Source organism: Halomonas sp. A29 (assembly GCF_046723295.1).
In the GTDB taxonomy this organism is placed as follows: Bacteria; Pseudomonadota; Gammaproteobacteria; order Pseudomonadales; family Halomonadaceae; genus Halomonas.
In genome coordinates this window covers 257,327-272,211 of sequence record NZ_JAXQPR010000004.1, presented here as the reverse complement: position 1 = coordinate 272,211, position 14,885 = coordinate 257,327, and the positions used below count along the sequence as shown (strand labels likewise).

The window sequence follows — 14,885 nt, the reverse complement described above, 5'->3', positions numbered from 1 at the left end:
CGCCTTCAGCTACTGATGAGGCGGCCGCCTTCTCCTCTCAAGGACTCGCTCCGCCCATCATCTCCAATAGACGTCCCTCATCGGGCATGCCATCCACACGCTCCATGCGCCCGTTGCGCTGGAAAAGCGTGGTCGGAGTGGCGTAGAGGCCCAGTTCCTCGAACAGCTGGTTGTTGCGGTAGACCTGTTCTTCGATGGCGCGGGGCTGGGCCGAGGGGGCAATGTCATTGCCACCGCTGTGATCGTGCAGGGCCGCTTCAGGATCGTCGGCACCCAGCAGAGCGGAAGCCTTGGCCGGGCTGTCCGCTTGCAGGATTCCCACCATGACGTGACGCAGCTGGACGTCGCCGGCCTCGACCCAGGGCCGTGCGGTTTCCCAGAACCGACGGCAATAAGGACAGTTGGGATCAGTGAAGGTATAGAGTACCCGGGGAGCATCGGCGCTGCCGTCGGCGATCCAGTGGCTCTGTTCCAGCCGTTCCCAGAGTTCGTTCTCCAGAGGGACGCGCACCAGTTCGTCCAGCGAGGCTTCGGAAAGATCGTTACCCTCGGCGTCGATCATGGTGCCGACCACGGCATGCTCCCCGTCGGCGGTGACGAATACTGTCATTTCGCGGCCCTGGTGGCTGGCGGCGTAGCCGCTGAGTCCTCCCGGTGCCTGGAATTCCCCGTGAATCTCGAGCCCCTCTTCGACCAGGGCACGAACGGGCGCCGGCCAGTCGTCGGCTTGAATCTGCGGGGCGGCAGCGAGGGTTACCAGGGTAGCCGTCAGCAGCGTGAGGCGATAATCCATATCGGTTTCCTTGAGAATGTCTCTTGAGTAGAGTCCCTTGAACGAATGCGCCTGGGAGAGGGTGAAGCCTTCCCCAAGGTGGACCTGCGTGACGAAGGGCGGTTCACTGCAGCGGAGCGGTTTGCCGTGTCGGGTTGACGCATCCGGTCTTCTTCCTCGAGACCTCGTAGTATGCTGCTCGCTGCATTCCTCTGGTGCATGTCCAACGATACAACAAGGAGTCTCAATATGATGCTGGCCCGTTCACTGCTGGCCGCCACCGCTCTGTCGCTGCTGCCTCTGGTGGCGCTTGCCGATCCGCTGATCGTAGAGGAGGCGCAAGTGCGTGCCGTGCCGCCTGGCTCACAGGCTTCCGCCGCCTTCATGACGCTGCACAACCCGGGCGAGCAGGATGTGGTCCTGGTAGCGGCAGAATCGCCGGCAGCAGAAGTGGCGGAGCTCCACAATCACGAAAACGTGGATGGGGTGATGCAGATGCGCCAGGTGCCGCAGATTGTCGTTCCGGCCGGGGGCCGCGCAGAGCTGGCACCGGGCGGGCTGCACCTGATGTTGATCGGCTTGACCGCGCCGCTGGTGGAAGGCGAACCCGTCGAGATCGAGCTCAGCTTCGAGTCGGGTGAGTCTCAGCGGTTCGAGGCGCCGGTCAAGCGTATCGTCGTGGATGGGGAGGGCGGCCATGGCCATGGCCACAGGGATGCCCATGGCGACGATCATGGGCATGGACACGACCACTGAAACCGTCCTGAGGCCCGCCCGGCATGCATGGCGCACGCCTGTGCTGGGCGGCCAGCGGGGGAGCGGGTACAATGTCGGGTCAATAAGGCCTTGCTCGTGGCCATGCGCGACCACTGGGTCGCCCCGCTTCACGTTCGGATCGATACCATGCATTGCCCCTTCTGTGGCGCCCATGATACCCGTGTGACCGACTCCCGCCTGGTGGCGGAGGGCGATCAGGTGCGCCGCCGCCGCCAGTGCACCGATTGCGGCGAGCGCTTCACCACTTACGAGACCGCCGAACTGGTGATGCCCAGGGTGGTGAAATCCGATGGCTCGCGGGAAACTTTCGATGAGCACAAGCTGCGTGCCGGCATGCTGCGTGCACTGGAGAAACGCCCGGTAAGCGCCGAAGCCATCGAGGCCGCAGTGGAACGGATTCGCCATCGACTGCGGGCTACCGGCGAGCGCGAGATCCAGGCGCGCGATATCGGCGAGGCCGTGATGCAGGCGCTCAAGCGCCTGGACCAGGTGGCTTACATTCGCTTCGCCTCGGTCTATCGGCGATTCCAGGACATCGACGAATTTCGCGCCGAGATCGATCGCCTCTCCCAGGAACCCGGCTTCCCGCCCGGCACTGCCGACGACTAGCCTGCAGGAGCAATATGGCCAAGCCGACCGATGCCGCCTGGATGACCCGGGCATTACAGCTTGCCCGTCGTGGCCTCTACACCACACATTCCAACCCGCGTGTGGGCTGTGTGCTGGTCAAGAACCGGCGCCTGGTCGGCGAGGGCTGGCATGTGCGAGCCGGTGAGCCGCATGCCGAGGTCCATGCGCTGCGCATGGCGGGGGAAGCCGCCCGTCGCGCCACTGCCTATGTGACACTGGAGCCCTGCTCCCATCACGGGCGTACCGGCCCCTGTGCGGTGGCGCTGGTCGAAGCTGGCGTCAAGCGGGTCGTAGTAGCCATGCAGGATCCCAACCCCGAGGTGGCCGGACGTGGCATCGCCATGCTGCGTGCAGCCGGCATCGAGGTGGAGGTAGGGCTGCTCGAGGAGGAGGCGAGGTCGCTCAATCTGGGCTTCATCTCGCGCATGACCCGCCAGCGCCCCTTCGTGCGCCTGAAGATGGCCATGAGCCTGGACGGCCGCACTGCCATGCAGTCGGGCGAGTCGCAGTGGATCACCGGCCCACACGCCAGGTCGGAGGTACAGCGATTGCGGGCCAGCGCCAGTGCTGTCATGACCGGGGTCGACTCGATCATCTTTGACAACTCGCGACTGACGGTCAGGGCGTCTCAGCTCGGCCTCGACGATGCCGAGGTAATCGCTGCGCGCCAACCCTTGCGCGTTATAGTCGATACCCAGCTGCGCCTACCTGAGGCTGCGGCCTGCCTGCGTGAGCCGGGGCGCACCCTGGTGGCAACCGTGCTGGGCTACGATACACAGCGACGCACGCGCCTCGAGGCGGCTGGCGCCGAAGTGCTGGTTCTGCCGGCCGGCGAGAACGGGCGCGTCGATCTGCCCGCATTGATGCACTACCTGGCCGAGCAGGAACTGGTCAATGAGGTGCTGCTGGAAACCGGTGCTACGCTCGCCGGTGCCATGCTGGACGCCGGGTTGGTCGACGAGATGCAGCTGTTCGTGGCGCCGACCCTGCTCGGCGGCGAGGCGCGCCCGCTGTTCACCTTGCCGGGGTTGACGCGCATGGCCCAGCAGCGTCCGCTGGAAATTCTCGACATCCGCGCGGTCGGCCGCGACTGGAGAATCACTGCCCGGCCGGAGCGCAGGTAAGAGTCGGGGGGACGCTCACTACTGGCGCCCGAAGCCGCGCCAATGTGCTCACTACTGGCGCCCGAAGCCGCGCCAATGTGCTCACTACTGGCGCCCGAAGCCGCGCCAATGTGCTCACTACTGGCGCCCGAAGCCGCGCCAATGTACTCTGACGCCCATTCAACGTGGTGCGATATCGGCGGCAACGTTCTGTTGCGGTGCACTGTCGCCCATGACGTCGTTCGAACATTCGGAGATTCCAGCGTGCAATCTTCCCCAGGGGGCCTGGCTCCCATCGAAGACCTGATCGAGGACATTCGTCAGGGCAAGATGGTGATCCTCATGGACGATGAGGGTCGCGAGAACGAAGGCGATATCATCATGGCCGCCGAGAAGGTCGAGGCCGAGCATATCAACTTCATGGCACGTCATGCGCGTGGCCTGATCTGCATGCCGATGACCCGCGAGCGCTGCGAGCGTCTCAAGCTGCCGCTGATGGTGAGTGACAACGGTTCCGGCTTCGGCACCAAGTTCACGCTCTCCATCGAGGCCGCAGAGGGCGTCACTACCGGCATCTCGGCCGCCGACCGGGCGCGCACCGTGCAGGTGGCGGCGGCGCGTAACGCTCGTGCCGAGGACATCGTCCAGCCTGGCCACATCTTCCCGCTGATGGCGGAGCCGGGCGGCGTGCTTCGCCGTGCCGGCCATACCGAGGCGGCCTGTGACCTGGCCGCACTCGCCGGTTTCGATCCCAGCGGCGTGATCTGCGAGGTCATGAACGATGATGGCAGCATGGCCCGGCGCCCCGAGCTGGAGCGCTTCGCCGCCGAGCACGGCTTGAAGATGGGCACCATCGCCGATTTGATCCATTATCGTATCCACAACGAGCAGACGGTCGAGCCTGTCGAGTCCATCCTGGTCGATACGGCCGTTGGCAAGCTGACTCTGCACGTCTTTCACGACCGGATTCAGAATGCGCACCACGTGGCGCTGGTGAAGGGTGAGCCGAGTCCCGATACCCTGACCACGGTGCGTGTACATCTGGCCGATACCATGCGCGACCTGCTCGGCCTGCAGAAGGGCGAGAGCCGCAACTGGACGACCCATAGCGCGCTGGAAGAGATCGCCCGAGTCGAGCAGGGTGTGTTCGTGCTGCTCGACGATGGTCGACCGCATCAGGACTTCCGCGACCAGTTGGAGGTCTTCCTGGAGCGCCGTCGATTGCCGCGTACCAGCGATTCCGACGGCGCTGGGAACTACCTGACCATCGGTACCGGCTCACAAATTCTGCGTCACCTGGGTGTAGGGCGCATGCGCTTGCTCAGCTCACCTTGGAAGTTCTCGGCACTGTCAGGCTTCGATCTCGAGGTGGTCGAGCTGATTGCACCGGGTGAAGAGGGCGTGACTGCTCCAGGCTGAGCCTATGCTCGCCCGATGTTCAAGCGGGCCTTGAGGAGGCCGGCACCAGCTGCCGGTCCGCTCGACTTCAGCAAAATCCATATCGTTTTCAGCAGGACCATTTCAGGAATCAGCGATGCATACCCTGTCTCAACTGGAAGGCAACTTCGTCGACGTCGACGGTCGCTACGTGATCGTCGTGGGGCGTTTCAACCACCATGTGGTAGACAGCCTTGTCGAAGGCGCCGTGGATATCCTGGTGCGTCACGGCGTTGACGCCGAGAATATCGATATCGTCCACGTGCCGGGTGCCTGGGAGCTGCCGTTGGCGGTGAAGCGTGCCTTGCAGGTGGTGCGCCCCGATGCGGTGATCGCGCTGGGCGCGGTGATCCGTGGCGGCACACCCCATTTCGAGTACGTGGCAGGTGGGTGCAACGCGGCGCTGGGCAACCTCCAGCTAGAATTCGAAACGCCCATCGCCAACGGCGTGCTGACGGTCAATTCGATCGAGCAGGCCATCGAGCGCTCCGGTACCAAGGCCGGCAACAAGGGGGCCGAAGCGGCCATGGCCGCCATGGAGATGGTCTCCCTGCTGCGCGGTTTCGGTGACAGCGATGGCCGCGACGGAGAAACCTCATGAGTGCATCGCGCCCGCAACGCACCCCTTCGGCGGGCCAGCAGGCGCGGCGTGCGGCTCGGGAACTGGCAGTGCAGGGACTCTATCAGTGGCACATGACCGGCAAGTCGGCAACGGCCATCGAGGCGGAGTTCCGCAGTCAGCAGCCCGACGATGATCTCGAGGATCACGAGAACTGGGCCAAAGTGATGCAGATTGCCGACCTGGCTCTGTTCCACGAACTGTTGCACAACGTCGTACGCTTCCGCGACGACCTGGACGCCTCCATCGCGCCGTTGCTGGACCGGCGCCTGGTGGAGCTGGATCCCATCGAACTGTCCATCCTGCGTCTGGGCGCCTATGAGCTCAGCCGCCGGCTGGACGTGCCCTATCGTGTCGCGATCAACGAAGGTGTTGAACTCGCCAAGTCTTTCGGCGCCACCGACGGGCACAAGTACGTCAACGGTATTCTCGACAAGCTGGCCGCCCGGTTGCGTAGCGCCGAGGTCCGGGCACGTCGCGGCTGAAGGTGCCACCGGTGGCCAGTGAATTCGAACTGATCGCCCGTCATCTCACTCCCGTTGCACCCGGCGCGGATGCCGGCGTGCCGTTAGGCGTGGGTGACGACTGTGCGCTGCTTGCGCCGAGGGCTGGGTGGCAATTGGCGGTCAGCGTCGACACCTCGGTTGCCGACGTGCATTTTCCTGCCGACGCGCCGGCCGAGGCGATCGGCTATCGAGCCCTGGCGGTGAGCCTGAGCGACCTGGCGGCGATGGGCGCCGCGCCGCGCTGGTGCCTCATGGCGCTGGCGCTCGCCAGCGACGACGAGGCGTGGCTGGCCGATTTCGCCCACGGCTTCCATTCGCTTTGCCGAGCCAGTGATACAGCGCTGGTGGGGGGCGATATAACCCGTGGCGAACTCTCCGTCAGCGTTACCGTGATGGGCGAGGTGCCCGTCGGCGAGGCGCTGACACGTGGTGGCGCACGCCCCGGCGATATCCTGGCCGTGACCGGGGCTCTCGGCGGTGGGGCGGGGGGGCTGGCGCTCTGGCAACGTGGCGTGCGGGACCTGGATCATCCGTTGCTGGCCCGTTACCTCAAGCCGACTCCCAGGCTCGCAGCTGGTCTGGCACTGCGTGGCCTGGCCCATGCGGCCATCGATATTTCCGACGGCCTGCTGGCCGACCTCGAACACATGCTGGCCGCTTCGGGCGTGGGGGCGCGGCTCGAGCCCGAGGCGCTGCCGTTCGCACCCGGCCTGACTGAGGCCTTGGGGGCGAAGGCCGCTCGTGACGCTGCCCTGTGTGGTGGCGACGATTACGAGCTGCTGGTAAGCCTGCCTGGCAACGCCTTGGAAGAGGCTCGACAGCGCCTGGCAGGGCAGGGCCTTGCCATCACGGCGATCGGTACGGTCCGTGCCGAATCTGGCGTGACGGGTGTTGACCTCGACGGTGCCCATGGCTGGCAGCACTTCCGTGGGGGCAGGCCATGAACCGCTGTCCGCCGAGCGTATGGCGACGCCCCGTCCACTTCTTCGCCTTTGGCCTCGGTAGCGGCGCCGTACCATGGGCACCGGGTACCTTCGGTACCCTGGCCGCGATTCCCTTCTATTGGTTGCTCTCGGAGCTGCCGCTGGGCTGGTACCTGTGGCTGGTAGCGATCTCCTTCGTGGTGGGGGTCTGGCTGTGCGACAAGACCTCTCGCGACCTTGGTGTACACGACCACTCCGGCATCGTCTGGGACGAATTCGTCGGCTACTGGATCACCATGGCAGCGGTGCCGTTCTCCTGGGAGGCGGCACTATGGGGCTTCGTGCTGTTCCGCATATTCGACGTGTTCAAGCCGTGGCCGATTCGCTGGGCCGACCGTCGCGTGGCGGGTGGGTTCGGTATCATGATCGATGATGTCCTCGCCGGTATCTATGCCTGGAGTACGATGCACCTCTGGCTCTGGTTGCACTAGATCACATTCCATGTTCGTTTGGACGGGGTGGCGCAAGGAAAAGGGCAGGGGGGAAAGCTATGCGCAAGGAACGGCTCATCGTCCCGTTGTTGGTCGTGCTTCTGCTTGCCTGGCTGGCTGGCCAGGCAGTCTCGAGCTGGCTGTTCGAGCGTGAGATGACGCGCACGCTGACCGATCTCGAGGCACGCGGTGAACTCGACATCGAACGCGTGGACGTGGAGCAGGGCTGGTGGTCCTCGACGGGGCGTATTCACTTGGCACCGTTGTTCGGCCACGCATGGCAACTGGAGCTGTCCTATCGTGCCCGGCATGGCGTACTCAGCACCCATCTGGATGGCGAAGTGACGCTGCGTCATGGCCCCGAGGGCGTGCAGCTGTTTGGCGCTTCGCTGGCCTCTTCGCCCCCCCAGTGGGAAGCGAGCTACCACACCCTGAGCGGCACCCTCGATGGTCGGATCCAGCTTGCGCCGCTGCGCATCACCCAGCAGGAGCGCGAACTCACCTTCGAAGGCGGGCGCTTGCGCTTCAGCGGCGAGCAGGGCAATTGGCGACTACGTGCCCAGCTCGATTCGTGGACGCTCAGCGATGGGGCTGCTCGACTGGAAATCGGCCCCGCTATTCTCAACAGCCAGTATGCCTACACCGAGGACGCCCACTCCTTCACCCAGGAAGACCGCCTGCACATCGAGTCACTCTCCTGGTACCAGCCTCAGCTCAAGCTCGATGCCCATGGCATACGGCTGGCGAATCGTGTTGCCCTGGATGATCAGGAGCTGCGCATGCAGCTCGATCTCGACCTGGGTCAGATTCATACCGCTGAGCAGGTCTTGCTGACAGGGCAGATGGAGGCGGAGTTGTCGCGCCTCAATGCCGATGCTATTCGCAGCACCATGTCGCGCTTGCGCGAGCTGGCCGCCAGCGGTCGTCATGAGGGCGGACGGGATGCCCTGCTGGCTGATCTTGAACCCTACCTGCTGGCGAGTCTTCGCGATTCACCGCGCCTCGACCTGCGGCGTCTCGAACTGGATAGCCCGATGCTGGGCCTGTCCGCTCAGGTCGATGGCTCGCTGTTCTTCGATGGCCGCCGGCTGGAGGCGCTCAGCCTGGTCGACTTCGCGGAGCCTGCCGTCAAGGAGCGCTGGCGCCGCCGCCTCGATGGTGACTTCACCTGGCATGAGCTGCCCACCGTGGTCGCATTATGGCTCGGCCTGCCGCTGGATACCCGTACGCTGGAAGTCGATGTCGGGCGGGGTCAGGTTCGCGTCAACAGTCGTCCGCTGCCTCCCTTGTGGCGTTAGCCTTCTGCCGCAGCATCTTAATTGACCGCCCGGTATAGACCTTCGACTTGAAGTTGGTCGCCACCGCCCACATTGCTCAGCTCAGTGTGTATCCGGCTTTCATAGCTTCAGGACGAGGATTTCATGAGCGATCACGATCAGGACGAGCACAACTGGCAGCAGGCAAGGACGGAGTCCGATGGGGCGCTGGGTTCCGATGGCGAGGTAGACCAGGTCGCCAATGCCGTCATTCCCGCCAGCGACTACCTGCCCGAGCGCATCTATTTGCTGCCGATCCATAACCGTCCCTTCTTCCCCGCCCAGGTTCAGCCGCTGGTCATCAACCGTGAGCGCTGGGAAGAGACCATGCGCCGGGTCGGCAACACGCCTCACCATACGCTGGGGGTGGCCTTCGTCGGCGACAAGGCGGTTGATGATCTAGGTCATGACCATTTTCCCGAAATCGGCACGGCGGTAAGGGTGCACAAGATGCACGGCGAAGAGGGGCAATTGCAGTTCATCGCCCAAGGCTTGCGCCGCTTTCGCATCCAGCGCTGGCTGTCGAAGGAGCCGCCGTATCTGGTCGAGGTCAGCTACCCGCGCGAGCCGGTCAACGCCGACGAGGACGAGACCCGCGCCTATGCCATGGCGATCATCAACGGCATCAAGGAGCTGCTGCCGATCAATCCGCTCTACGGTGAGGAACTCAAGCACTACCTCAATCGCTTCAGCCCCCACGAACCGGGGCCGCTGACCGACTTTGCCGCAGCCATCACCTCGGCCAAGGGGCGCGAGCTGCAGACCGTGCTTGAGACCCTGCCGGTGCAGGCACGAATGGAGAAGGTGCTGCCGTTGCTACGCAAGGAGATCGACGTTGCCCAACTGCAGACCGAGATCAGCGAGCAGGTCAATGCCCAGATGCAGGAGCGCCAGCGCGAGTTCTTCCTGCGCGAGCAGCTCAAGGTGATCCAGCGCGAGCTGGGCATCTCCAAGGACGACCGCGAGAACGACGTCGATACCTTCCGCGACCGTCTCGAGGGGCTGGTCGTGCCGCCCAAGGTGCTGACCCGCATTGAGGAGGAGCTCGACAAGCTCTCGGTATTGGAAACCGGCTCGCCGGAATACGGCACCACTCGCAATTATCTTGACTGGCTGACCTCGATGCCGTGGGGCGTACGCAGCCAGGACCAGCTCGACCTGGCCCACGCCAGGAAGGTACTCGACCGCGACCACGACGGCCTCAAGGACGTCAAGGAACGCATCATAGAGTTCCTCGCCGAAGGTACCTTCAAGGGTGACGTTGGAGGCTCGATTGTGCTGTTGGTGGGTCCACCCGGGGTGGGCAAGACTTCCGTCGGTCGTTCCATCGCCGAGGCGCTGGGGCGCGAGTTCTACCGCTTCTCGGTAGGCGGCATGCGTGACGAGGCAGAGATCAAGGGGCACCGCCGCACCTACATCGGCGCCATGCCCGGCAAGCTGGTGCAGGCGCTCAAGGAGGTTGAGGTCGAGAACCCGGTGATCATGCTCGACGAGATCGACAAGCTGGGCAAGTCGTTCCAGGGCGACCCGGCCTCAGCACTGTTAGAGGTACTCGATCCCGAGCAGAACGTCGATTTCCTCGATCATTACCTCGACGTGCGCCTGGACCTCTCCAAGGTGCTGTTCGTGTGTACCGCCAATACCCTGGATTCAATCCCGGGGCCGTTGCTCGACCGCATGGAGCAGATCCGTCTCTCCGGCTACATCGCCGAGGAGAAGGTGGCCATCGCCAAGCATCACCTCTGGCCAAAGCTGCTCGAGCGCGACAAGATCCCGAAGAGACGCATCAATCTCACCGATGCTGCCCTGCGCCAGGTGATCGAGGGCTATGCCCGCGAGGCCGGCGTGCGCCAACTCGAGAAGCAGCTGCATAGCATCGTGCGCAAGTCAGCAGTCAAGCTGCTCGAAGGTGATCAGGAGTCGGTGCGCATCTCGGTCAAGAATCTCGAGGAGTTCCTCGGTGCCCCGTTGTTCCGCCAAGAGCAGGTGCTCAAGGGCGAGGGCGTGGTCACCGGCCTGGCCTGGACCTCGATGGGGGGCGCCACGCTGCCCATCGAGGCAGGCAAGGTGCACTCGCTGACCCGTGGCTTCAAGCTCACCGGCAAGCTAGGTGAGGTGATGCAGGAGTCGGCCAACATCGCCTACAGCTACACGTTGGGTCATCTCGCCGAGTATGGAGTCGATACTGGCTTCTTCGATTCGGCCTTCGTGCATCTTCATGTGCCGGAAGGTGCCACTCCCAAGGATGGCCCCTCGGCGGGGGTGACCATGACCACGGCACTGCTGTCGCTGGCTCGGCATCAGGGCATTGGCCGTCCGTTGGCGATGACCGGCGAGCTGACGTTGACTGGACAGGTGCTGCCGGTGGGCGGGATTCGCGAGAAGATCATCGCCGCCCGGCGCAGCAAGATCTTCGAAGTGATTCTGCCGGAAGCCAACCGCCGCGATTACGACGAGCTGCCCGACTTCCTCAAGGAAGGCATGACGGTGCATTTCGCCAAGCGCTACCAGGACGTAGCCAGGGTCGCCTTCCATCTGTAAATCGTGAAGTGGGGTGCGGTGGCGCTACAGGGAGACATTGGCGCCGCCGTCCACCATCAGGGTATCGCCCGTGATGAAGGTGTTTTCGGCCGAGGCCAGGAAAGCGACCGCACGAGCCACCTCTTCGGCGTCGGCAACGCGGCCAAGTGGGGTGGCCGCCTGCCAGCGGCGTCGCGATTCGGATGCGGCGTCCTGCATGCCGGCACTGACTGGGCCGGGAGCCACGGCGTTGACCAGGATGCCATGAGGGCCGAGTTCGACCGCCAGCGCGCGGCTCAACGCCAACATGGCACCCTTGCACATGGCATAGGCCGAGCGCTCGGCGGTGGTGCGCAGACCGTGGGCCGAGGCGACGATGACGATGCGACCGCAACCCTTGGCCAGCATCAGCCGGGTGGCGGCCTGCAGCGCCTGGAAGACACCGCTGACGTTGACCGTCAGCATCTCACCCAGCGCCTTCGGCGCTACCTCGACGAAGCGTCCCCGGTGGATCACACCGGCGGCGTTGATGCAGGCATCGAGCCCCATGCCCTGCGCCTCGATCCTGGCAAAGGCCATCGCAATGGCATCGGGACAGGCCAGGTCGCAACCGATGAAGGCGCAGCGCTGCGGCCAGGCTTCGAGTAGGGCTGCGACCCGCGTGCGCCGATCTTCACGGTCAAGCACATGGACGAAATCTCCCGCTGCAAGCATCTGCTCGACGATGGCGCTGCCGATTCCCCCGGCACCACCCAGTACGGCCGCGATACGCATGGCTTATCCTTGATTTCCCTTGTGCAAAAAAATCTGCATTATAGTCTTTTATACGATGTTTCCTGATAACTGCGTCATTCGATTCGCACTACCGAGCATTACAACAATGACAACACCCGGCGATACCGGACACTCAAGGGAGAACCTCATGACTAACCGCAAGCACGCCTTCGCTCGCACCCTGCTGGCATCGGCCACCGCCGTGCTGGTGGGCGCCGGCGCACTTTCCGCCCAAGCCGAGACACGGGTGACCTACAAGTCCGCCTCGGCGGGTACCGCCTACTACCAGATGGGCGTCGAGCTTTCCGAGGCGATTCGTCGGGGCACCGACGGTGAGATCGTGCTGACCCTGGAAGAGAGCCAGGGCTCGGTGCAGAACGTCATGGAGGTCATGGCGCGTCAGGGCAACTATGTCTTTACCACGCCGCCTGGATTGGTCGACCAGGCCATGGCCGGTGAGGGGCCTTTTGCCGAGCGCCAGAGTCCGCGCTTCCAGGAGATTCGCGGTCTGTTCCCGATTCCCGCCATCACCATGCACTTCGTGGCAGCCGGCGATGCGGGCGTGATCAGCCTGGAGGACCTCGAGGGCAAACATGTGCTGATCGGCCGTGGCACCTTCGGCGCGCGCGAAGCGGAGCGCTATCTGGAGCTGTTCGGCATGCTGGACAAGGTGCGCGTGGCCAATGCCGAGATCGGCAGCGGCCCCGACGCGCTGAAGAACGGCCAGATCGACGCCTTCGTCACGGCCAGCTCCTTCCCCACGCCCAATGTGATCGAGACCGCCGCCAGCATGCCGATCAGTCTGGTCAGCCTCAGCGACGAGCAGATCGACCAGACCGGCGCGGCGCGTCAGACCATCCCGGCTGGTACCTATCCCGGTGTCGATCAGGACGTAGAAACCACGTCGCTGCCGGTGATCGCCTACACCACTACCGGCATGGACGACGAGACGGCCTACGCCCTGACCCGGACCTTCTGGGAGCGACGCGACGCCATGGCCGAGGAAACCGCCTGGTGGGGCAGCATCACCCATGACATGATTGGCAATATCGCCGGCACCCTGCACCCGGGTGCCGTGCGCTATTACGATGAAGCCGGTATCGAAATACCCGACGAGTTGCGTTAACCCGGCTTGCTGGGCCGGCGAGGTCGTCTGCCGTCGCCGGCCCTGAGCCAAAGGCACCCCTTTTTATGCTATCGACATTCGCTTCTTCACCGACGGCTGGTTCGGTCGCCGGCAACGACGTGCCGCGTATTCATCCGGCCTGGGTGCTCCTGGGGGCGGTGACGGTGGCCTTTCACCTGGGGCTGATCTTCTATGGCTTGACGCCTGCGCTGGTCAGCCGGCCGATTCATATGGCCCTGGCGCTGCCATGGATCCTGATCTTCGCCGCGCGCACGCCCTTCGAGCGCTGGAGCGGCTGGCTGTTGACCGGACTCGGCATTGCCGCCTGCGGCTATATCGCCTTCAATGAAGAGGCGCTGGCCAATCAGTACGGCTTCATTGATAACAACTTCCAGATGGCGCTGGGCGTCTTCCTGGTTGTGCTGACGTTGGAAACGGCACGCCGGGCGATCGGCTGGCCGTTGCCCCTGGTGGCGGTGGCGGCGCTGGCCTATGCGGTGTTCGGCGAGCACATTCCTGGCCAGTTCGGCCATCCCGGGCTGCCGATGCAGAGCTTCGTCGGCACTCTGACCATTGCCGAGAGCGGCCTGTGGGGCTCGCTCACCGGGGTCAGCGTGGGGGTGGTGGCGATCTTCGTCATCTTCGGTGCGGTGCTCAATGCCGGTGAGGCGGGACGCGGCTTCATGAACATTGCCAGCGCTTTCGCCGGGCGGCTGACCGGCGGCGCGGCCAAGGTCTCGGTGATCTCTTCGGCGCTGATGGGCTCGATCTCCGGCTCTGCCTCGGCCAACGTGGCCTCCACTGGCGCCATCACCATTCCCTCCATGGTGCGCCTTGGCTATCCGCGTACCCTGGCCGGTGGCGTCGAGGCGGTGGCTTCTTCGGGCGGGCAGATCATGCCGCCGCTGATGGGGGCGGGCGCCTTCGTCATGGTCGAACTCACCGGCACGCCCTATACCCAGATCATGGCAGCGGCACTGTTGCCGGCGATTCTCTACTTCGCCACCGTGTGGATGGGCATCAACGCCTATGCCACCCGTCACGACCTGCGACCCATGGCGGCGGAGGACCGCCCCAGCGGCAAGGAGGTAATGATTACCTCGCTGTTCTTTGCCGTGCCCTTCGTGCTGCTGCTGGAGCGCATCTTCCTGGGCGGTTATACCCCCCAGTACGCTGCCAGCATTGCCATCTTCGCCGGTATGCTGCTGCTGTTCTTCGATGTGACGCTGAGCTTCTCCCTGCGCGGCTTTGCATCGCGTATGGCTGAGGCCATGGTCACCGCCGGCCGACAGGTGGCTGTGATCGGTGCCATCATCATCTGCGCCTCGCTGGTGATCGGCGTGCTCTCGCTTACCGGGCTTGGCGTCAAGATCACCTCCGGCATCCTGTCGCTATCCAATGAAATGCTGTGGCCGGCTCTGCTGCTCACGGCATTGGCCTGCCTGGTGCTGGGCATGGAAGTGCCGACCACGGCGGCCTACGTGATCTGCGTCTCGGTGGCCGGTCCCGCGCTCACCGCACTGGGGCTGGAGCCGCTGCTGGCACACCTGTTCGTGTTCTGGTTCGCGCTGCTCTCGACCATCACGCCGCCGGTATGCGGCGGGGTGTTCATCGCCGCGGGCATGGTCGGGGAGAACTGGCTCAAGGTGGCGATGAAGGCCATGGCACTGGGCATCGGACTGTACATCATTCCGCTGGCCATGGTCGCCAACCCCGATGTGATCCGCCTGGCCTTCGATCCGCTCTGGGCGATTTTCGATGCGCTCAAGATCGCACTGGGCCTCGCCGCGATCTCCTACGGGGTGATCGCACGCCGTGCACTCTGGCTGCGGCTGGTGCTGGTCGTGACCGGGGCGCTGGTGATCTTCGCGTTTTGAGCCGAATGCTGAGG

14 protein-coding genes are annotated in these 14,885 nt (G+C 64.4%); 12 read left to right on the top strand and 2 right to left on the bottom strand.

The genetic code is table 11. The features are described from left to right. Positions 1–37 precede the first annotated feature (37 nt). The gene (gene dsbG / locus SPH52_RS09580) at positions 38–793 is read right to left on the bottom strand and encodes a thiol:disulfide interchange protein DsbG (RefSeq protein WP_411794791.1); all 756 of its coding nucleotides are present in this window, start codon (positions 791–793) and stop codon (positions 38–40) included. 228 nt (positions 794–1,021) lie between these two features. On the opposite strand from dsbG, the gene SPH52_RS09575 reads away from it, so the two are divergent. The 10 genes from SPH52_RS09575 (at position 1,022) to lon (ending at position 11,115) form a co-directional block, all read left to right on the top strand. Beyond that, positions 1,022–1,528 carry a copper chaperone PCu(A)C gene (locus tag SPH52_RS09575; protein ID WP_411794790.1) on the top strand — a complete coding sequence of 169 codons (507 nt, stop codon included), beginning with the start codon at positions 1,022–1,024 and terminating at the stop codon, positions 1,526–1,528. Positions 1,529–1,675: 147 nt separating this feature from the next. Then, entirely contained in the window at positions 1,676–2,158 is a 483-nt protein-coding gene (nrdR, locus tag SPH52_RS09570; protein ID WP_167116950.1) for a transcriptional regulator NrdR, read from the top strand. 14 nt (positions 2,159–2,172) lie between these two features. Then, positions 2,173–3,303 (top strand): bifunctional diaminohydroxyphosphoribosylaminopyrimidine deaminase/5-amino-6-(5-phosphoribosylamino)uracil reductase RibD, encoded by a 1,131-nt coding sequence (gene ribD, locus SPH52_RS09565; RefSeq protein WP_411794789.1) that lies wholly within the window; start codon positions 2,173–2,175, stop codon positions 3,301–3,303. Positions 3,304–3,546: 243 nt separating this feature from the next. Beyond that, positions 3,547–4,701, top strand: coding sequence for a bifunctional 3,4-dihydroxy-2-butanone-4-phosphate synthase/GTP cyclohydrolase II (gene ribBA, locus SPH52_RS09560; protein WP_411794788.1), 1,155 nt, complete (start codon positions 3,547–3,549; stop codon positions 4,699–4,701). Positions 4,702–4,816: 115 nt separating this feature from the next. Next, the gene (gene ribE, locus SPH52_RS09555) at positions 4,817–5,320 is read left to right on the top strand and encodes a 6,7-dimethyl-8-ribityllumazine synthase (RefSeq protein ID WP_411794787.1); all 504 of its coding nucleotides are present in this window, start codon (positions 4,817–4,819) and stop codon (positions 5,318–5,320) included. Beyond that, a complete protein-coding gene (gene nusB / locus SPH52_RS09550) occupies positions 5,317–5,823 on the top strand; it encodes a transcription antitermination factor NusB (protein WP_411794786.1) in 507 nt (168 codons plus the stop codon). Before ribE ends, nusB begins: the two co-directional genes overlap by 4 nt. An 11-nt stretch (positions 5,824–5,834) precedes the next feature. Continuing rightward, a complete protein-coding gene (gene thiL, locus SPH52_RS09545) occupies positions 5,835–6,788 on the top strand; it encodes a thiamine-phosphate kinase (protein WP_411794785.1) in 954 nt (317 codons plus the stop codon). Next, the gene (locus tag SPH52_RS09540; protein WP_411794784.1) at positions 6,785–7,258 is read left to right on the top strand and encodes a phosphatidylglycerophosphatase A; all 474 of its coding nucleotides are present in this window, start codon (positions 6,785–6,787) and stop codon (positions 7,256–7,258) included. The genes thiL and SPH52_RS09540 overlap by 4 nt, the downstream gene beginning before the upstream one ends. 59 nt (positions 7,259–7,317) lie before the next feature. After that, positions 7,318–8,556: a DUF945 family protein gene (locus SPH52_RS09535; RefSeq protein WP_411794783.1), complete on the top strand. Its 1,239-nt coding sequence runs from the start codon at positions 7,318–7,320 to the stop codon at positions 8,554–8,556. Positions 8,557–8,679: 123 nt separating this feature from the next. Next, a complete protein-coding gene (gene lon / locus SPH52_RS09530; protein WP_411794782.1) occupies positions 8,680–11,115 on the top strand; it encodes an endopeptidase La in 2,436 nt (811 codons plus the stop codon). 24 nt (positions 11,116–11,139) lie between these two features. On the opposite strand, the gene SPH52_RS09525 is transcribed toward lon, so the two are convergent. Next, a complete protein-coding gene (locus SPH52_RS09525; RefSeq protein WP_411794781.1) occupies positions 11,140–11,868 on the bottom strand; it encodes an SDR family NAD(P)-dependent oxidoreductase in 729 nt (242 codons plus the stop codon). Between the two features lie 148 nt (positions 11,869–12,016). On the opposite strand from SPH52_RS09525, the gene SPH52_RS09520 reads away from it, so the two are divergent. Further along, on the top strand, positions 12,017–12,994 hold the full coding sequence (locus SPH52_RS09520; protein ID WP_411794780.1) for a TAXI family TRAP transporter solute-binding subunit: 978 nt from the start codon (positions 12,017–12,019) through the stop codon (positions 12,992–12,994). Between the two features lie 65 nt (positions 12,995–13,059). Further along, a complete protein-coding gene (locus SPH52_RS09515) occupies positions 13,060–14,871 on the top strand; it encodes a TRAP transporter permease (protein WP_411794779.1) in 1,812 nt (603 codons plus the stop codon). Positions 14,872–14,885: the final 14 nt, after the last annotated feature.